Annotated in this window: 14 protein-coding genes and 2 rRNA genes; 9 read left to right on the plus strand and 7 right to left on the minus strand. The window is 54.7% G+C overall.

Going from position 1 to position 18,186, the window contains the following annotated elements; all coding sequences use genetic code 11:
• Position 1 precedes the first annotated feature (1 nt).
• The 7 genes from KTE_RS42760 to KTE_RS42790 all read left to right on the plus strand — a co-directional run bounded on the left by KTE_RS42760 (position 2) and on the right by KTE_RS42790 (position 6,349).
• Positions 2-1,282, plus strand: a complete 1,281-nt coding sequence (locus KTE_RS42760; RefSeq protein WP_201392968.1) for a beta-ketoacyl synthase — start codon at positions 2-4, stop codon at positions 1,280-1,282.
• Positions 1,282-2,547: a beta-ketoacyl synthase gene (locus KTE_RS42765; RefSeq protein WP_201392970.1), complete on the plus strand. Its 1,266-nt coding sequence runs from the start codon at positions 1,282-1,284 to the stop codon at positions 2,545-2,547. Before KTE_RS42760 ends, KTE_RS42765 begins: the two co-directional genes overlap by 1 nt.
• On the plus strand, positions 2,508-2,972 hold the full coding sequence (gene acpS / locus KTE_RS42770; RefSeq protein ID WP_201392972.1) for a holo-ACP synthase: 465 nt from the start codon (positions 2,508-2,510) through the stop codon (positions 2,970-2,972). Before KTE_RS42765 ends, acpS begins: the two co-directional genes overlap by 40 nt.
• A 198-nt stretch (positions 2,973-3,170) precedes the next feature.
• Positions 3,171-3,419, plus strand: coding sequence for an acyl carrier protein (locus KTE_RS42775; protein ID WP_201375333.1), 249 nt, complete (start codon positions 3,171-3,173; stop codon positions 3,417-3,419).
• Between the two features lie 46 nt (positions 3,420-3,465).
• Positions 3,466-3,939 (plus strand): SRPBCC family protein, encoded by a 474-nt coding sequence (locus tag KTE_RS42780; protein ID WP_201392974.1) that lies wholly within the window; start codon positions 3,466-3,468, stop codon positions 3,937-3,939.
• Positions 3,940-4,259: 320 nt separating this feature from the next.
• Complete coding sequence (locus tag KTE_RS42785) at positions 4,260-5,075, plus strand: ABC transporter ATP-binding protein (protein ID WP_201392976.1); 816 nt, start codon at positions 4,260-4,262, stop codon at positions 5,073-5,075.
• A gap of 17 nt (positions 5,076-5,092) precedes the next feature.
• Positions 5,093-6,349 (plus strand): ABC transporter permease, encoded by a 1,257-nt coding sequence (locus KTE_RS42790; protein WP_201392978.1) that lies wholly within the window; start codon positions 5,093-5,095, stop codon positions 6,347-6,349.
• A gap of 273 nt (positions 6,350-6,622) precedes the next feature.
• On the opposite strand, the gene KTE_RS42795 is transcribed toward KTE_RS42790, so the two are convergent.
• The 3 genes from KTE_RS42795 to KTE_RS42805 all read right to left on the minus strand — a co-directional run bounded on the left by KTE_RS42795 (position 6,623) and on the right by KTE_RS42805 (position 12,826).
• Positions 6,623-9,589 (minus strand): 23S ribosomal RNA (locus tag KTE_RS42795).
• Between the two features lie 296 nt (positions 9,590-9,885).
• Positions 9,886-11,362: ribosomal RNA gene (locus tag KTE_RS42800) — 16S ribosomal RNA — on the minus strand.
• Together the 16S and 23S rRNA genes form the textbook arrangement of a ribosomal RNA operon.
• Before the next feature lie 771 nt (positions 11,363-12,133).
• Positions 12,134-12,826, minus strand: a complete 693-nt coding sequence (locus KTE_RS42805; RefSeq protein ID WP_201392980.1) for a DUF1345 domain-containing protein — start codon at positions 12,824-12,826, stop codon at positions 12,134-12,136.
• 243 nt (positions 12,827-13,069) lie between these two features.
• On the opposite strand from KTE_RS42805, the gene KTE_RS42810 reads away from it, so the two are divergent.
• Entirely contained in the window at positions 13,070-13,402 is a 333-nt protein-coding gene (locus KTE_RS42810) for a four-helix bundle copper-binding protein (RefSeq protein ID WP_201392982.1), read from the plus strand.
• A 24-nt stretch (positions 13,403-13,426) separates the two neighbouring features.
• Here the strand turns inward: KTE_RS42810 and KTE_RS42815 are convergent, their stop codons facing one another.
• Both KTE_RS42815 and KTE_RS42820 read right to left on the minus strand, forming a co-directional pair.
• Positions 13,427-13,597, minus strand: a complete 171-nt coding sequence (locus tag KTE_RS42815) for a cation transporter dimerization domain-containing protein (protein ID WP_201392984.1) — start codon at positions 13,595-13,597, stop codon at positions 13,427-13,429.
• Positions 13,579-14,937 (minus strand): cation-efflux pump, encoded by a 1,359-nt coding sequence (locus tag KTE_RS42820; RefSeq protein ID WP_201392986.1) that lies wholly within the window; start codon positions 14,935-14,937, stop codon positions 13,579-13,581. The genes KTE_RS42815 and KTE_RS42820 overlap by 19 nt, the downstream gene beginning before the upstream one ends.
• 313 nt (positions 14,938-15,250) lie before the next feature.
• Here KTE_RS42820 and KTE_RS42825 point away from each other — a divergent pair, with 313 nt between their 5' ends.
• On the plus strand, positions 15,251-17,179 hold the full coding sequence (locus tag KTE_RS42825) for a S9 family peptidase (protein ID WP_201392988.1): 1,929 nt from the start codon (positions 15,251-15,253) through the stop codon (positions 17,177-17,179).
• 76 nt (positions 17,180-17,255) lie between these two features.
• Here the strand turns inward: KTE_RS42825 and KTE_RS42830 are convergent, their stop codons facing one another.
• Positions 17,256-17,516 (minus strand): acyl carrier protein, encoded by a 261-nt coding sequence (locus KTE_RS42830; RefSeq protein WP_007919184.1) that lies wholly within the window; start codon positions 17,514-17,516, stop codon positions 17,256-17,258.
• A 73-nt stretch (positions 17,517-17,589) separates the two neighbouring features.
• The gene (locus tag KTE_RS42835; RefSeq protein WP_201392990.1) at positions 17,590-17,991 is read right to left on the minus strand and encodes a holo-ACP synthase; all 402 of its coding nucleotides are present in this window, start codon (positions 17,989-17,991) and stop codon (positions 17,590-17,592) included.
• Between the last annotated feature and the right edge of the window lie 195 nt (positions 17,992-18,186).

An 18,186-nucleotide genomic window follows, 5' to 3' on the forward strand; every position in this document is an offset into this window, starting at 1 on the left:
AATGCGCAAAGTTGTCTTGACAGGATTAGGTGTTGTCAGTCCGCTTGGTATCGGCAAAGAACAATACTGGCAGGGATTATCTGCTGGTCGCAGCGCGACAAAACACCTCTCACAGGTAACCAGTTGTCAGTTGTTTGAGAAATTTGATTTCGCCTCGCAGGTTGTCTCCGAGGTCGATAACTTCGATCCCGCACAGCTTGGGCTTCCCCGCGAGGTACAGAACCTGGACCGCTTTATCCAGTTCGCAGTCGCGGGAGCCATGCAGGCCGTCGCGGATGCAAAACTTGATGTGAAGTCCATCGACAGCGACCGGGCCGGTATCGCCCTCTCAACCGCGATCTGTGGCACACGCCAGATGGAGTCAGAGTTTATCAAGGTCACCAACCTGGGACGCGAAGAGATCGATCCCAGCAAGGTCAGCCCCAACCTCTTCCTGGCCTCAATGTCAAATACACCGGGTATTCTGATCTCCGCGCTCATGGGTCTGCAAGGCCCATGCGTGACACTCTCGACTGGCTGCATTGGCGGACTCGACGCCATTGGCTATGCCTTTGAAACTATTCAGAATGGCGACGCGGACATCATGCTCACGGGTGCCAGCGAGGCGCCGATTACGCCGGTAACCATCGCCTCCTTTGAGATCATTCACTGCCTCTCGCAGCGCCATAACGACCAGCCGCAGCACGCCTCCCGTCCCTTCGATGGCAAGCGCGATGGCTTCGTGCTCGCCGAAGGCTGTGGCGTCCTGGTTCTGGAAGAGTTGGAGCACGCTAAACGTCGTGGAGCGCATATCTACGCCGAGATCACAGGCTTCGCCAACACCTCCAACGCCTTGCATATGACCGACCTCCTCTCCGATGGGAATGACCTCGCCCGCGCCATCAACAGCGCGATTGAGCAAAGCGGCATCCAGCCAACGGAGATCGACTACGTCAACGCGCACGCCAGCTCGACGACGCAGAATGATAGCTGCGAGACGAGTGCGATCAAAATGGCCCTGGGCGATCACGCATACAAGATTCCGGTCAATGGTACCAAGTCCATGCAGGGACATGCCCTTTCAGCGGCCAGCGCCATGGAGGTCGTCACCTGCGCCCTGAGCCTGGAGCACCACTATATCCATCCTACCATCAATTATGAAGAGCGCGATCCCCTCTGCGACCTTGACTACGTGCCCAACCAGGGGCGCCCCTGGAATGGTGATATCATCCTCACCAACGCCAGTGGCTTCGCCGGGCTACACGCATCAATGGTTCTGAGAGCAGCGCCAGGAGAGAAGTAATGAAAAAGGTTGTCATCACAGGTATCGGGTGTATCACACCCGCGGGAATAGGCATGGACGAGCTATGGGAGCGCGCTCGTTCGGGAGAGGCCTGCACACAAACCATTGACCGCTTCAATCCCGCGCGCTACCAGTGTCAGGTCGCGGGCCAGGCCAACACCTTTGACGCGCAACAGGAGCTGCCAGCGCGCACCGTCAAACGCACGGACCGCTTTACGCACCTGGCCCTCGCCACGGTCAACCAGGCCCTGGCGGACGCTCGCCTGAGTGTGGATGCCGAGAACGGCGTTCGCCCGGAGCGAGTCGCTGTCATGGTCGGCAACGTTCTCGGCGGCTGGGAGTTCGCCGAGCGCGAACTGCGCGAGTTGTGGCGCGACGGCGCACGCGAGGTCAGCCCCTACCAGGCCACGGCCTGGTTCCCCGCGGCGCCCCAGGGCAATATCTGCATCAACCTGGGCATCAAAGGGCCAGCACGTACCTTTGTCTCTGACCGTGCCAGCGGCGCCTACGCACTCATTCATGGCGCAGACGTCATTCGCCGTGGCCAGGCCGACGTGGTTATCGCGGGCGGCACCGAAGCGCCGCTCTCACCCTACGCCTGGCTCTGCTGCCAGACCGCAGGCTATCTCACCCGCCACGGCAACAAGCAGCCAGGCGCGGCCTATCGCCCCTTTGAGCGCAAACACACCGGAACCGTCCTCGGCGAAGGCAGTTCCTTCCTGATTCTGGAAGAGCTGGAACATGCACAGCGCCGTGGCGCAACCATCTATGGCGAGCTCAAGGGCTGGGCGGTCGGCAGCGATGGCTATATCCCGCTCTACACCGTTGAGCCGCATGGCTACATCCTGGCTAAGACCATCCAGAAGAGCCTGCGCCACGCAGACCTGGAGGCTGGACAGGTCGACGCCATCTTCGCTCATGGCTCCGGCATTCCAGTAGAGGATATGACCGAGGCCTACGCCTTCAAGGATACCTTTGGCGCACGCAGCCAGGATGTCCCGGTTACAGCTCCTAAGTCCGCCATCGGGCATATGCTTGGCGCGGCAGCCCCAGCAGACGTAGCTCTGGCCCTACGCGCCATGGCGAAGAAGGAGCTTCCGCCCACTGCCAACCTGGATCAGCCAGCGCCCGGTTTTGACCTGAACTTCGTGCGCGGCAATGCCCAGAAACTGGAATCCTTCCGGAACACCCTCGTCGTCTCACGCGGATTTGGAGGAGTGAACGCATGTATGGTAGTGAGCGCCTGGTCGGCAACCGTGGCCTGATCCAGATACAAAACATTCAAGCACCCATGCAATCGCTCGCGCTCCTGCCAACCGTGCAGACTCTTGGGGTAGACCTGGTGCATATACAACGCATGCAGGATATCTACAATCGCTGGGGCGAGCGCATCCTGGTCAGGCTCTTTACTGACCAGGAGCGCCACTCCTGCCAGAACGCCAATGGCTATCGCTGGCGCTCGCTGGCAGGCCGCTTCGGCGCTAAGGAGGCCGTCAAAAAGATCCTGGCGAGCCAGGGACAACTGGTGGGACTGAATGAAATCGAGATCCTGAATGGGACGTATGGCGAGCCATATATCAGGCTTCACGGGCGTGCGCAGGCCGCATTCGAGCACCTGGGATACACCCGCCTGATGCTCAGCATCTCACACGATGCGGGCATGGCCATCGCCACTGTGATTGCTTCATAGTAAAAAGGAGGTGCAGGAGGGAAACCCTCCTGCCGGGGCGTGGGCTTCCTTTCCGCTCACCTGAGCCAACAGGCTAGGTGCGAAAGTGCCGCTGCGCCCCCGAATGGGGGTTGGTGAGCGGAATAAGAAACCAGTCCCCCACACAATTCCCCTGTTTACTTTGTAAACAAATTACTAACGAGAAAAGGGATAGAAACTATGAATATTCGTGCGGAACTTCTCCATGTCATGCAGGACCTGCACATTGATATTAGCAAGGTGACGCCCACGACCAGACTAAAAGATGACCTGGATATGGACTCCACCGAGATCGTCGAGATGGCGGTCGCGCTTGAGAAGCGCCTCCCTCTCACGATTGATGACGCCGCTCTGGGTAAATTACAGACCTTTGCCGACGTAGAAAAATTCCTGCAAGCCCTCATGGACAAACAGGTAGCCGTTTCCTAATCGCCAATTAAACAAACACAAAAATATAATATGGAGGATTACAACCATGCCACGCATTCAAAACAGCATCATCATTTGCAAAGACCCGCAGACCGTCTTCGACATCACCAATGACATCGAGCGCTGGCCCATTCTCTTCAACGAGTACCACGGTGCAAAGATTCTCAATCGCGAGAGCGAAGGCCGCTACACCCGCCTGTCCTTCCAGCTCACCAATGCCGAGGGCAACACCTGGCGCTCTCAGCGCCTGTTAGACCACCAGCAAATGGTCGCCACCGCTGAGCGTGAAGAGCCACTCTATCCCTTCGCGTACATGCACTTGAAGTGGACCTGCGAGGCCGCGCCAGAGGGTACAAAGATGACCTGGACCCAGGACTTTGAGCTCGATCCCAAATATCCCGATCCTCTGCCCGTCGTGCTTGACCGCATGAATGCTCACACTGTAGAGAACCAGCAGAATATCAAAGAGAAGATCGAATCTGGACAGGCTGAGAAGCTGACAGCCGAGGCCATGCGCTAACTCAACCAATTCCACGTGACGTGGTGTGTGGTAAGTCCATGGCGGCTGCAGGCTGCTATGGACTTACCACACACCACTAAAAAAGCGAGCGCCGCAGGCGCGAGAAGTCAATAAAGCATACATGGCATCATCGAATGTTTTGCAGTAAGAGGTGAGTGGGAGGGAATGTGAAAACGTCTTAATTGCAGTATCCTCAGACGGATCGAAGGAAGAGTCCGAGAGCTCAGCATTCGCTTCCCGCATCCAACCTCTATCTGCGGGAGCAGCATAACATGGGAAAGCCAAAGATGTCAATTGATTTTGCATTAAGGAGTAGAAAAGTGTTTGATGCTACCTTAAAGTTAAATGCTCGGGTGCCTAACACCATTTATAGAAAAAGCGTGGCCGAGGTTGAGGTACAGAACCTGGCGAAGCGCTACGGCAAGCTAGAAGCAGTCAAGGGCGTCACCTTTGGCATCAACAGGGGAGAGATCTTTGGCCTGCTCGGACCCAATGGCGCGGGCAAAAGTACCGTCATCAATATGATGTGCGGCTACCTGCGCCCAACAGCTGGCGATACCTACATTCGCAATCTCTCCGTCAAAAAGAAAGGCAGAGCCGTCAAATATCACATCGGCGTCGTACCACAGGAGCTTGCACTATATAGTGATTTAAGCGCCCTGGAGAACCTAACCTTTTTTGCCAAAATGTATGGCATTCCTGGCCAGCAACGTAAGAAGCGCGCCGAAGAGGTCCTCAACTTTGTGGGGCTCTACGAGCGGCGCAAAGATGCGCCGAAGCATTTCTCTGGCGGCATGCAGCGCCGACTCAATATCGCCATTGCCTTGATGCACAATCCATCCTTCCTGCTCATGGACGAGCCAACCGTCGGAGTAGATCCGCAATCGCGCGAGCACATCTTTGCAAGCATCGAGCGCCTGCGCGACCAGGGAACAACCATTCTCTACACAACGCACTATATGGAAGAGGCCGAGCGCCTCTGCCAGCGTATCGCGATCATGAATGAAGGGAGCATCATCGCTATAGGCACATTGCCCCAGCTACTTGCCCGGCTAGAACCAGAACGCACTATTCAACGACCACGAGGACTACAAGAACTCTTTATCCAGCTTACAGGCAAAACGCTACGGGACTAGACTGAAAGAACAATTCTATGAGAACGCTCTGGCATATCGCGAAAAAAGACCTCTTGCAGGTCATTAAAGATAAACACTCGCTCATTCTGCTACTTCTCGTCCCGCTTTTGCTGATCAGCATTATGGGCAGTGCCTTTGGCAGCGCCTTCAGCAACAACGCGTCAGTAGAGTTTATGGTTGCCATCAACAACCAGGACAGTGGGCGCGTAGGGGATACTATTGTCAAAACCTTGCAAGGAACCAATAGCAGCTTTAAACTTAATGTGAAGGGATATAGCACCTCTCAGCAAGTCTTACAGCAGGTGGAGAACGAAAAAGCGGTCGCAGGCATCATAGTCCCCACGGGAACCTCGCAGAGGCTCCAGGATGCCGCCAGCAAAGGCCAAACGCCGAACAACGTCATTCAGTTCTACACCCGCCCTAACAGCAGAGATGAACGCAGTACCTTCACGCAACAGCTCGTCACCGGTGTCATCAATCGCCAGATCGACGCCCTCTACGCGGGGAGCGCCGCCGTTCAGCAGGTGCAAGCTGTCTGCCAGCAGCCAGCAAATACCTGTAATTATGCAACTATCAAACCTGAAGCCATTAGTAAAACGGTTGGGGAAGCCAGCCAGACAAGTAAAAATATAAGCCTGGTGCAGATGCTTACAACGGGGAGCGCACCCAGAAGCAACAACTTCGACCAGTTGCTGCCGGGCTTCGCGGTACTCTTCGCGCTGTTTGGTCTCAACTCGGCTGCGTCCACCATTCTCCAGGAGAAGGAAGAGGGAACATTTCGCCGTCTGCTGATTGCTCCCGTACCCAGGTATGCTTTGCTTGGGGGCAAGCTTATCGCCCAGTTCCTGCTCACGCTCCTACAATTGAGCGTACTCTTTACAATTGGCTATTACGTGTTCAAACTCAACATTGGCTCCTGGCAGGCCATCGCGCTCCTGCTGGTCAGCACCAGTTTCGCGACCACGGGTCTCGGCATGTTACTCGTCTCAATCGTCAAATCGAGGAGGCAGCTCACACCCATTGTCACGCTGACCACGCTGGTAACATCCGCCATTGGCGGCTCCTGGTGGCCGCTCTGGTCGGAACCGCAATGGATGCAGCAGATAGCCAAAATTGGCATCACGGCCTGGGCAATTGATGGGCTAAACGGAGTCATGATCTTCGGAAAAGGCCTCTCCGAGGTGCAGTTCAATATCCTTGGCCTGCTTGGGTATGGCCTGATCTGCTTTTTCCTGGCCTTGCGCCTCTTCCGTTTCCAGGAGCAAAGCGCGTAGACGAGCGTTGCAAGCAAACTCTTCTCATCGTCAACTTTGCGCGTGTTTGATAAAAGAAGAGCCGATAATTATTTGAGCTAAGCTCAAATAATTATCGGCTCTTCCTCTATATCTGTAACCTGTCCAAAGAAGTATTCCCTCAATTTTGCTGAGCCACGCTGGCCTGCTCCTGCTCCCCGTGCTGCTCGCCCTCTCACTCGTGCTCAGGTCCGATCATAGACCGCTCTCACTCACACCACAAGGACTCACCACACTTCGCGAAGAAACAGAATGGGAAACAAGCCGTACGATCATTAGTACTGCTCCGCTCCACCTGTTACCAGGCGTCCACGCGCAGCCTATCCACCAGGTCTTCTTCCTGGGATCTTGACTCTTCCAAGAGAGTGGGAAAAGTTATCTTCGGGTCGGCTTCGCGCTTAGATGCTTTCAGCGCTTATCCCTTCTTGACGTAGCTACCCAGCTCTGGAGGAGGCCCCCCAACTGGCGCACTAGCGGTCAAGCCATCTCGGTCCTCTCGTACTGAAGATGACTCCCCTCACTTTTCCGACGCCCACGACGGATAGAGACCGAACTGTCTCGCGACGTTCTGAACCCAGCTCGCGTGCCGCTTTCATGGGCGAACAGCCCAACCCTTGGGACCTACTCCAGCCCCAGGATGCGACGAGCCGACATCGAGGTGCCAAACCTTGCCGTCGATGTGAACTCTTGGGCAAGATAAGCCTGTTATCCCCGGGGTAGCTTTTATCCGTTGAGCCACACTCCTTCCACACGGGAATGTGGGATCACTAAGCCCGACTTTCGTCCCTGCTCGGCTTGTCTGCCTTACAGTCAAGCTCCCTTGTGCCTTTACACTCTACAGAGGGTGATGTCCATCCACCCTGAGGGAACCTTTGGGCGCCTCCGTTACTCTTTGGGAGGCGACCGCCCCAGTCAAACTACCCATCTGGCCCTGTTCACGTCCCGGATCACGGTGACGTGTGAGACACAAACCATGGTGAGAGTGGTATTTCACTGCTGCCTCCCTCACCCCCACAAGGATGAGTTCTTAAGCTCCCACCTATGCTACGCACACCATACTTCGTTTCCAGGCCAAACTGTAGTAAAGCTCCACGGGGTCTTTTTGTCCTGTCGTGGGTAACCCGTATCTTCACGGGTACTTCAATTTCGCCGAGTCCTCTGTCGAGACAGCGCTCAAGTCGTTACTCCTTTCGTGCGGGTCGGAACTTACCCGACAAGGAATTTCGCTACCTTAGGACCGTTATAGTTACGGCCGCCGTTCACCGGGGCTTAGATTCGTGGCTACGCACACCACTCCTCGTAACCTTCCGGCACTGGGCAGGAGTCAGCCCCTATACTTCCGCTTTCGCGTTCGCAGAGACCTGTGTTTTTGGTAAACAGTCGCTTGAGCCGATTTCTTGCAACCTTCTCACCATGTGTGCAAGCACACACAGCTACGCAGGCACCCCTTCTTCCAAAGGTACGGGGTTAATTTGCCGAGTTCCTTAACAGAGGGTCGCTCGATCACCTGGGGAGATTTCCCCCTGCCTACCAGTGTCGGTTTGCGGTACGGGCGGAACAGTTTCTGGCGAGAGGCTTTTCTTGACGGCCTGGGGACCAATGACTTCCGCACCCTTGCGGGCGCTCGGCCTCAGTGTCACGCATCTGTGTCCGGGATTTTCCTCGGTCACGCGCTTCAGCAGAGGCACCGATCCTGTCCATTCGATCGGCTCACCTTCCCTACCGCGTCCCCCCATTGCTCATAACGAAATGTTCCGGTGCAGGATTCTCTGACCTGCTTTCCATCGCCTACGGCATGACGCCCTCGGCTTAGGGCCCGACTCACCCTGGGACGATTGACGTTGCCCAGGAACCCTCAGGCATTCGGTGTGTCTGGTTCTCGCAGACATTACGCTACTCATTCCGGCATTCTCACTTCTCTTACCTCCACCAGTCCTTGCGGTCTGGCTTCTCAGGCGTCGAGAACGCTCCCCTACCAATACAGTTTGACCTGTATTCCACGGCTTCGGTACGATGCTTGAGCCTCGATACGTTGTCGGTGCCATTGCACTCGACCAGTGAGCTATTACGCACTCTTTAAATGATGGCTGCTTCTAAGCCAACATCCTGGCTGTTTGGGCGCATTGACCCCCTTTGACACTGAGCATCGATTTGGAGACCTTAGCCGATGGTCTGGGCTGTTTCCCTTTTGACGACGAAGCTTAGCCCCCGCCGTCTCACTCGCGATAAACACGTAGTGGCATTCGGAGTTTGAGTAGGGTTGGTAACCCGCACAGGGCCCCTAGCCTATCCAGTGCTCTACCTCCACCACGCTCTTGGTCGCGGCTGTACCTCAATACATTTCGGGGAGAACCAGCTATCTCCGTGTTCGATTAGCATTTCACCCCTACCCACAAGTCATCCCCCAGTTTTGCAACACTGGTGGGTTCGAGCCTCGACGGACTGTTACATCCGCTTCACTCTGCTCATGGGTAGCTCACACGGTTTCGGGTCGCATCGCCGCTACATACACGCCTGTTTGAGACTCGGTTGCCCTCTGGCTCCCCAGCTTTAGCGCTGGTTAACCTGCAACGTGCGATGCACTCGCCGGATCATTCTACAAAAGGCACGCCATCAGCCCTTAGTTCCTCATGGAACAGTGGCCTCTGACTGCTTGTGAGTACGTGGTTTCAGGGACTCTTTCATCCCCCTCTCGGGGTACTTTTCACCTTTCCCTCACGGTACTTGTTCGCTATCGGTCGCTGAAGTTCTTTAGCCTTGGAGGGTGGTCCCCCCAGCTTCCCACAAGATTGCACGTGTCTCGTGGTACTCAGGATCCTCCCCACACCCTTCTCCTCGTCCTCTACGGGACTCTCACCCCCTCTGGTGGCACGTTCCAATGCCTTCGAGTAAGGAAAAGTGTGCTGATGGAAGTCCTACAACCCCGCCTATTCCAAGGAATAGATGGTTTGGGCTCTTCCCGGTTCGCTCGCCACTACTACGGGAATCTCGGTTGATTTCTCTTACGCAGGCTACTGAGATGTTTCAGTTCACCCACGATCCTCCATATCGCCTATGTGTTCAGCGATAGGTCTCCAGACATGACTCTGGAGGGGTTGCCCCATTCGGACTCTCAGGGCTCATCGCTTGGATGCAGCTCCCCCTGAATGTTTCGCCGGTCTCCGCGTCCTTCATCGGTCTTCAGCGCCAAGGCATCCACCTCGTACTCTGTTTCGCTTGTTCTGCCTTGTCTGCTTCTTCTTGTTGGTTAGTTACCCTTGTTGTATGGGATCTCGGTCTTCTCTCTTCACTGTCACGAGCGTTGAATGACTCACGTCACGGTTGAACACTTGCATGCCAACGTGCTCGCTCAGCAAAATTGAAGGATACTTCTTTGGTTGTTCAGGTACAATGCGGGCTTCGGATCTGGAAAAAACCAGCGGCCGAACCGCTCAAGAGTGGAAGCAGGGTATCAACGGACAGGTCGTTCCTGTTCGACCTGAGAGTGCAGTGCTACGTGAGCACTGATGACTCCCTAGAAAGGAGGTGATCCAGCCGCACCTTCCGGTACAGCTACCTTGTTACGACTTCACCCCAATCACCGACCCCACCCTCGACGCCTGCCTCTCCGAAGAGTTAGCCTGGCGGCTTCAGGTGTTGCCGACTTTCGTGGTGTGACGGGCGGTGTGTACAAGACCCGGGAACGTATTCACCGTAGTGTGCTGACCTACGGTTACTAGCAACTCCACCTTCATGCAGGCGAGTTTCAGCCTGCAATCTGAACTGAGACCAGGTTTTTGAGCTTGGCTCCCCCTCGCGGGTTGGCATCCCTTTGTTGCTGGCCATTGTAGCGTGTGTGTCGCCCAAGTCGTAAGGGCCGTGCTGACTTGACGTCATCCCCGCCTTCCTCCCGTGAGGGCAGTTCCGCCTAGAAGTTGTAATAGGCAGTAGGGGTTGCGCTCGTTGCGGGACTTAACCCAACATCTCACGACACGAGCTGACGACAGCCATGCAGCACCTGTGCAAACGCCCCGAAGGGACAGCGCATTACCGCTGGTGCATCTGCATGTCAAGACTTGGTAAGGTTCTTCGCGTTGCATCGAATTAAACCACACGCTCCGCTGCTTGTGCGGGTCCCCGTCAATTCCTTTGAGTTTTAATCTTGCGACCGTACTCCCCAGGCGGACCACTTACTGCGTTTGCGACGGCACGGAAGGGGTCGATACCTCCCACACCTAGTGGTCATCGTTTACGGCTAGGACTACCAGGGTATCTAATCCTGTTCGCTCCCCTAGCTTTCGCACCTGAGCGTCAGATGCTTCCCAGGACACTGCCTTCGCCATTGGTGTTCCTCCGGATCTCTACGCATTTCACCACTCCACCCGGAATTCCGTGTCCCTCTGAAGCCCTCAAGTCTCGCCGTTTCCGAAGACCTTTCCCAGTTGAGCCGGGAACTGTCACTCCAGACGTACGAAACCGCCTGCGTGCGCTTTACGCCCAGTAACTCCGGACAACGCTCGCCCCCTACGTATTACCGCGGCTGCTGGCACGTAGTTAGCCGGGGCTTATTCCTTGGGTACCGTCCGTTCTCGTCCCCAAGAAAAGCAGTTTACACTCCGAAAAGCGTCCTCCTGCACGCGGCGTTGCTCGTTCAGGGTTGCCCCCATTGACGAAAATTCCTCACTGCTGCCCCCGTAGGAGTCTGGGCCGTTCTCAATCCCAGTGTGGCTGACCATCCTCTCAGACCAGCTACCGATCGTGGCCTTGGTGAGCTCTTACCTCACCAACAAGCTAATCGGCCACAGGCCCATCCCAAGGCGCCCTTGCGAGCTTTGTTCCCAGAGGAACATATGCGGTATTGTCGGCGATTTCTCGCCGGTATTCCTCACCTCGGGGCAGGTACCCATGTGTTACTCACCCGTCCGCCACTCCCTCTCTTGCGAGAGGGCGTTCGACTTGCATGTGTTAGGCACGCCGCCAGCGTTTATCCTGAGCCAGGATCAAACTCGCCATTCAAGTGATGAATGTATCTCACAGACACCAACAGGCATCTGTAATGATCATGTAGTTTGCGTCCAGGCTAGAAGCACGTTGTCGTTACTTCATTGCTTTGTTCGCAGAATTGACAGGAACGGTGTTCTTCACGATTGAGCGGTGCTCAATCAACGAAGTTCCGTTGTACTTCTGCATTCCACTCTTCAGTTGTTCAGGGTACTCTGGTTCGTTCTTCTTTTGCTTGAACCGCAACCCGGCAAGCCCGTGAGCTTGCGCTTGTGTGTCGCTCCGGCGTTCGCGGTGTTCGTGTTCGCCGTTGACTGTGTCAGTATCGCATACTATTTGCGCTTTGTCAAGTACTTTTCTGACTTCTTTTTGCGATCGCTGAAAACTCGTTTTCAGTCGTGAAAAATCTGGTCAGGAACCCTCCTGCATCCTGTCAGAGACAGCACAAAGCCACGTCCACTCTTCTCTGGAGAGAACGTGTTATGCAGCGGGGGAAGTACCCGTGGCGAGCCACCTTAGCGTGGCGCCTGGGCATCTGCGATCCTGCGCTTCAAAAGCGAGGTACAGACGCCGGGTAAATCGGACAGGAGCACCGATCAAACCGGTGATTGTCGCTGTTTACCATGTGTTTGGAGTGAGGGCATTATCCCACAGCTGTTCTGTACTGTCAAACAATGCGAGAAATCGGTACTATTGGTAGGCGTATTGCTCCAGGCGTAGTATATCGTGGTGCGAACATGGCTAGTCGTCACACTTAAATATAAATATGATCATACCCTGACTGCCCTAAAGCATGTTAATCGCTCGGGCCGCTACAATAACGATCAATGACATGGCGATCAGGGCCTGGACCATCATTAAGGCCTTAATACGACGCGTCAGGGGCATCGTATCGGTGGGGCTGAGCGCAGTGGCCGTGGTAAAAGCCACAAAGAGATAATCAAGATAGTGAGGCGCCCAACTGCCATCATTTCCGCCTATTTGTTGAGGAAACTGCCAATCAACAGCCTTGTGTCCGGCCTGGTGACGCTTGACAGGCCCTCCTCCATCCACCTCCCAGTACCAGAGTGAGAAAACAAGAATGTTAAACAACCATAGCACAATGGCTGATGAGAAGAGGACCTGGGCATGCTTATCCGCTGGTAAAGTCACAATAAGCAACAAGACACCAATAGCCAGGGCCGCCGTGACCACCCCCAGCGTAAGTAATGTCAGCAGGCGAGTCGTGAAATGAGGGAGGCGCCGCCCAAACAAACGTGCAATGATCGCTGGGCATAATGCTACAATCTCAATCGCCAGCAAAAGCCAGGCAGGACCCAGGCGCAATTTTGCGGGTAGGAAGAAATAAAGCACACCTAACATCAGAGAGCCAAGGATCGCAGCCCAGCGGGGGGCTACTACCATACCTTCAGGCAGATCGCGTCGCGCTGGATCTGTAAGGTTGGGATTTAAGGAGCTGTTCTCTTCAGCCGAGCGCATAAGCTGTGTCTCTCCTCCTCAATATAGCGAGTTGCCTCTCTATTGTATTCCAGGATGCAGGCTTGTGTGAATATTGTCTACCTCTGATGTTACGATTTGACATCAGCAAGCGTGTACTGCTAATATTTCTGCCTTTACTCTGGTACATTCACCAAATCTGTAGAGCCCATGCAATGCATGGACCCTTGCTGGAGGGCTTGCAAAGTCTAAACTAGCATGGACCCTACAAGGAGGAAAGCTGTTATGCATGAACCTGTTATAGAGAGCCACTTGCGGCAATGCACACAAGCCTGCAACTACTGCCATGCTGTCTGTGAGCAAACTTTGCACTATTGCCTCCACAAGGGAGGACGCCTCCTGCAAGGCGATTGTGTACAAGCGCTAATCGACTGCTCGCAAATCTGCCAGCTTACACAGGATCTCACGCTACGCCAGTCGCCGCTTCAGGAGCGTACACGCGGTCTCTGTGCTGAGGCTTGCCACCGGTGCGCCCAGATCTGTCAGCAGTTTCAGGAAGACGCCCAGATGCACGTCTGTGCCAACATGTGTCAGCAATGCGCGACTGCATGCCAGTAAATGCTTCACACAGGGGCAATTTCGCTAGTTGACACCCCCATCTTCTTCGGGAGGCTCCATGTGGAGCGTAATCGTATCTAAGCATGGAAAGCGCTGCCGCAGATCGCGCTTGACCTCTTCGGCCTGGATATGTACCTGGCTTACAGGGGCATGCGCTTGAAAAATCAGGTGGAATGTCAGGTCGAGTTGAGACATATCCTCGGGGTTAAGTCTTCCCGCGCCTGCCCGCCTTCATCCTGAGCGCAATAGAGGTGAATATCATGCGCCCGCTCCCTACCGACTTTTTCGTCTACCCGCTGGCGGATCGCGTCTACCAGTTGAGGATATGTTGCCGTGACCTCATTGCGCACGGCAACATGGGTTTCTGGCGCTTCTAAATGCGTGGTCACGCGCTGTATCTGTGGTTCAGAGGCGACAATGGTCTGCTCAAAGCGTGATGCCTGAGCATGGGCCTCCTGCAGCGACAAGTCTGTGGGAACCTCCAGGTCAACATCGGCTTCCAGGTGACTACCTACGGCGCGCAGGTGAATATCATGGATATGCACGCCCTGGCTCTCCGCCAGGCGATACAGGCGTTCGGCAATTGTCTCACCCGGCGAACGCATCGGCTCTGCATGTACGACAATATCGACCTCCGCTTGCTCAGCCTGTTCATGTACAGCCTGGCTCACCGCATCCTCAACCTGCTCGCTCACCATGTGTGTCTGCTCAAAAGTCAGGGTGCGCGCGACAGCGATGGTGATCTCGATGAAATACGTGTTGCCAGCGCGACGCACACGTAAGCGACGGATTTCTAGCACCTCAGGTAGAGTTCGCACATGCCCGGTAATCGGCAAAATAAGCGCGTGCGGAGCCTTGTCCAGCAGGGCATCAAGCGTTTCCTTCGCCAGTTGCACGCTCACCCAGATAACAATAAATGAGACGACCAGGGCAGCTACCGCATCAGCCTGAGTCAGCCATGCAGGGAGATGCAACGCATTTGTGACAAGTACGATAAACAGGCCAATAATCACTACCGCCGAACTCCAGATATCGGTGCTGAAGTGTAAGGCATCGGCCTCCAGGGCCTGGCTACCCACTTTGCGGGCTACGCGTAACAGGACGCGTGAGCGTGTGAAATCAACCACAATGGAAATACCCATCACCACAAAAGCCCAGATGCTAATCTCAACATGCCCTTCGTGGTACAGCAAACGACGTACGGCCTCATAAATGATCCAGAGCGCCGTTACGAGCAATAGGACCGCCTCTAGAAACGCGGAGAGATTCTCAATCTTTTCATGCCCATAGTGATGCGACTCGTCGGCTGGACGCGAGGCGAAGCGAACGGCGAAAAACGTCATCAGCGCGGCGATCAAGTCTAGTCCAGAGTGCGCCGCCTCAGCCAAAATGCCCAGGCTACCAGTCAATAAGCCAACGGCCAGTTTCAAAGCCGTCAGGCCTATGGCTGCTCCTACCGAGGAGAGTGCAACCATATTCTTCTCGCGTTGCGTTGCTTGCTTCTGTTTTTGCTGCTCTTGATCCGATACTGTCACAAATTCCTCACAAGCTCATCTTCAGATGCCTGGTTCTGCTCTCGCTGACCAGATACTGCCGTAAATTTCTCGCAAGCTCATCTTCAGGTACCTAGTGTCACCACAGGTGTGAAAGGGTTCTCGGCCGCCATTGTATCTGATACAGAATAGCTATGTCCATAGAAAGTGCAAAAATATAATTTTTAGTTTAATAAAAAGAAATTTTCATAATACATGTATTCGTGGGCCAATAGCATCCCAGGCCGTAAAGTATGATATAGTGTCAAAGTATATTGATAAATATCGTTTTTCTTTTCTAGAAAAGAGGTCCTTCGTGGTCAGGGATACCAACAACCATGAAAGTTTTCTTCCGCGCATACCCGTCCAGAGTGAGACCCTCTTTGCCACCTACTTTCCCGCAACACCAGCGATCTCACCCGATGGGCGCCAGGTAGCCTATACGCTCCGGTCATTTGAAGGAGAGCAGCAGAAAAGAAGCGGGCGCATCTGGCTGGTTGATACGCAAGGCGGTGAACCAGTCCCCTTTGGTGGAAACAGCAAGAGCGAGTGGGGAGCCAGCTGGTCGCCTGATGGCAAAGAACTGTCCTTCGTGGCCCTTGATGGCGAGCCAGAGCTCCCACAGCTCTTCGTGCGCGCCCTTGATGGGAAGAGCGAAGCCCGGCGCATCTGTAGCATGCCACGAGGATTAGAGGAGCCAATCTGGTCGCCTGATGGCTCACATATTGGCTTTCTTGCGCGTACTGGTCAGGAGCCTGAAAAGGATCCGCTGGTCCTGGCGCCCGCATCACATCAGCGTCTCTGGGCCGTTCATCGCCACAGCGACACTCCTCGTCCTCTTACTCAGGAGAATATTACGGTCTGGGAGTATGCCTGGTCGCCTGATGGTAAGCACGTGGCTATTTATTATTCTACTGGCTCAGATGATACCGATTGGTACCGAGGACAGATAGGCATCGTCTCCACGCAGGGTGGCGCGGTGCGACAGCTAACCGAACTGACGCGCCAGGCCAGTGGCCTTGCCTGGTCGCCTGATAGTACACATCTGGCGTATATCTCGGGCGAATGGAGCGATCCCTGTCGCGGCGGGGGAGATATCTTTGTCATCAACGTCGCGGGAGGCGAGGCGCACAACCTCACGCCGGGCATCGATTGTAGCCCAGGCTGGTGCCGCTGGCTCCCTGGGGGCAAGCAATTGCTCTATGCAGGCTGGTATGGAGCCAACGCCCAGCTTGGACTGATCAATGAGCAGGATGGCGCCATTACCTTGCTAGAGCGCGAGAACCAGGATTGTATCCTTGATCTCAGCATCGGCTTTCCAGGCGTGAGCGCCGATCTTAAACGCCTGGTCGCTGTACGCTCCTCTTCGACTCAGCCCCATGAAGTCTGGCTAGCGGACATTGCTCAGGAGACAGCCCAGTTGGCCTGGAGACGCCTGACCCATGTCAATAAGCTCCAGGAAGAGACGCTAGCTCTGGCACCCAGCCAGGAGATCCGCTATCCCAGCGTCGATGGCTGGCTAATTGATGCCATCTATACGCCACCTCTGCACCAGAGCGAAGATAGCTTGCCCCCTCTCTATGTTGAGGTACATGGCGGCCCATCCTGGGCGCGCCAGCATAGCTGGTCGCCCTTCGTGCAATTCCTGGCGGCGGCAGGCTTCGCGGTCCTGCAACCCAACATGCGCGGCAGCTGGGGACATGGGGTTGCCTTCGCAGATGCCGTCCTGGGCGATATGGGTGGCAAAGACTTTCAGGATATCCTACATGGAATCGACTATCTCGTAGAGCAGAAGCTGGTGGATGGCGAACGCGTCGCCATTGGGGGTTGGAGCAATGGTGGCTTCCTGAGCGGCTGGGCGATTACGCAGGAGCCAAAGCGTTTCAAAGCAGCCCTTATCGGCGCAGCTATCATTGATTGGATTGGTATGCATGCTGGCTCAAATATTCCCGACGCCGACACGCGCCTGCTTATGCAAAATCCCCTGGAGAATCCCGAGGCCTACCTGCGGAACTCGCCCCTGGCCTTCGCCGGGCGCATCGAGACCCCCTCGCTCATCCTGCATGGTGATGCAGATCCAGCCGTTCCCGTAGCCCAGGCCTACGCCTTCTACCGTGCCCTACGCGAGCGCGGCGTGCCTGTCGAATGCGTTATTTATCCCCGAGAGGGCCATGGACTAAGCGAGCGCAAGCATATCAAAGACTACTACGAACGCCTGCTACGCTGGCTGAAGCGCTATGTATAGACAAGGGAGACAAAGTCAGAGGTAAAGAATATGAGAATAGAGCATTGGCATCCGCCAGCGCTCTATTCTTAATACACTAATCGTTACCAACTAAGCTGGAATCGCCGACCAGTTCACTGAGTGCATGCTGAATATTAGCGATGCTAGAGAAAGAGGCACGATTGAGAAAGCGAGCGGGAAACTCTACTTCAAATTCATCTTCCAGGGCAAGCATGACATTCACGCTTGCATGAGAAGAGAGCCCGGCATCATAGAGATTGGCATCGTCGCTCAGCGTGTCTACATTGATTGGTAAACGCGCATTCTCACGTAAGATAGTTCGAATACGTTCATTCATTTTTGTTCTAAGTCCCTTCTATGAGAGAAGTAAAGAAAGATAAAAACGATATATACACAGGAGCATCCAACGTTTAGCTGGATACAAGATCGGCAATCACGATAGCTGTAGCATATTCTATTTCATGGCTCATACTGAGAGAAAGAGCATAAATTCCCCGTTGCTCCGCCAGTTCAGCAGCTGTACTATGAAGAACAATATCGCAGGCTCCATCTGGGGCGCGCCTGACTTCGATCTCACGCCAATCGCCCCAAAAAGGTTCAGGACGCAGGATCTTCACCGTTGCCTCCTTTGCCGCGAAGCGCACGGCAAAGCTCTGAGCAACCGCTTGAGAACTGGTATGGCTGCAACAATAGGCCTGTTCTTCCTCAGTAAAGAGACGGTTTAGGTAGATTTTGCCAAAGCGCTCAATAGATTCTTGGATATGTTTTACAAGTACGAGATCTATACCTACCCGATATGGTGATGCTTGCATATATTTGCTATTTTTCGATCGCTATGACGACTTCTTTGAATATTGCCCATTATAAAAGTCTTCAATTGTACATGTCAATCTTTTCTCTTTTCTAGAGATCGAATATACCGGGTGGGACCAAATGGTAAAAGGACATGGCCTTGCTATAGTGGTACAGTGCAGCCTCTGAAGCCCTTGCTGGCGATTTTTCTCTGT

Origin of the sequence: Ktedonobacter sp. SOSP1-85, from assembly GCF_016587415.1 — a bacterium.
In the GTDB taxonomy this organism is placed as follows: Bacteria; Chloroflexota; Ktedonobacteria; order Ktedonobacterales; family Ktedonobacteraceae; genus Ktedonobacter.

Bases quoted from the DNA above. Each gene is read 5' to 3' on its own strand.
- KTE_RS42760 (WP_201392968.1), top strand. From the start codon at position 2: ATGCGCAAAGTTGTCTTGACAGGATTAGGTGTTGTCAGTCCGCTTGGT.
- KTE_RS42835 (WP_201392990.1), bottom strand. From the start codon at position 17,991: ATGCAAGCATCACCATATCGGGTAGGTATAGATCTCGTACTTGTAAAA.
- KTE_RS42815 (WP_201392984.1), bottom strand. From the start codon at position 13,597: ATGTCTCAACTCGACCTGACATTCCACCTGATTTTTCAAGCGCATGCC.
- KTE_RS42805 (WP_201392980.1), bottom strand. From the start codon at position 12,826: ATGCGCTCGGCTGAAGAGAACAGCTCCTTAAATCCCAACCTTACAGAT.
- KTE_RS42775 (WP_201375333.1), top strand. From the start codon at position 3,171: ATGAATATTCGTGCGGAACTTCTCCATGTCATGCAGGACCTGCACATT.
- KTE_RS42810 (WP_201392982.1), top strand. From the start codon at position 13,070: ATGCATGAACCTGTTATAGAGAGCCACTTGCGGCAATGCACACAAGCC.
- acpS (WP_201392972.1), top strand. From the start codon at position 2,508: ATGTATGGTAGTGAGCGCCTGGTCGGCAACCGTGGCCTGATCCAGATA.
- KTE_RS42790 (WP_201392978.1), top strand. From the start codon at position 5,093: ATGAGAACGCTCTGGCATATCGCGAAAAAAGACCTCTTGCAGGTCATT.
- KTE_RS42765 (WP_201392970.1), top strand. From the start codon at position 1,282: ATGAAAAAGGTTGTCATCACAGGTATCGGGTGTATCACACCCGCGGGA.
- KTE_RS42780 (WP_201392974.1), top strand. From the start codon at position 3,466: ATGCCACGCATTCAAAACAGCATCATCATTTGCAAAGACCCGCAGACC.
- KTE_RS42830 (WP_007919184.1), bottom strand. From the start codon at position 17,516: ATGAATGAACGTATTCGAACTATCTTACGTGAGAATGCGCGTTTACCA.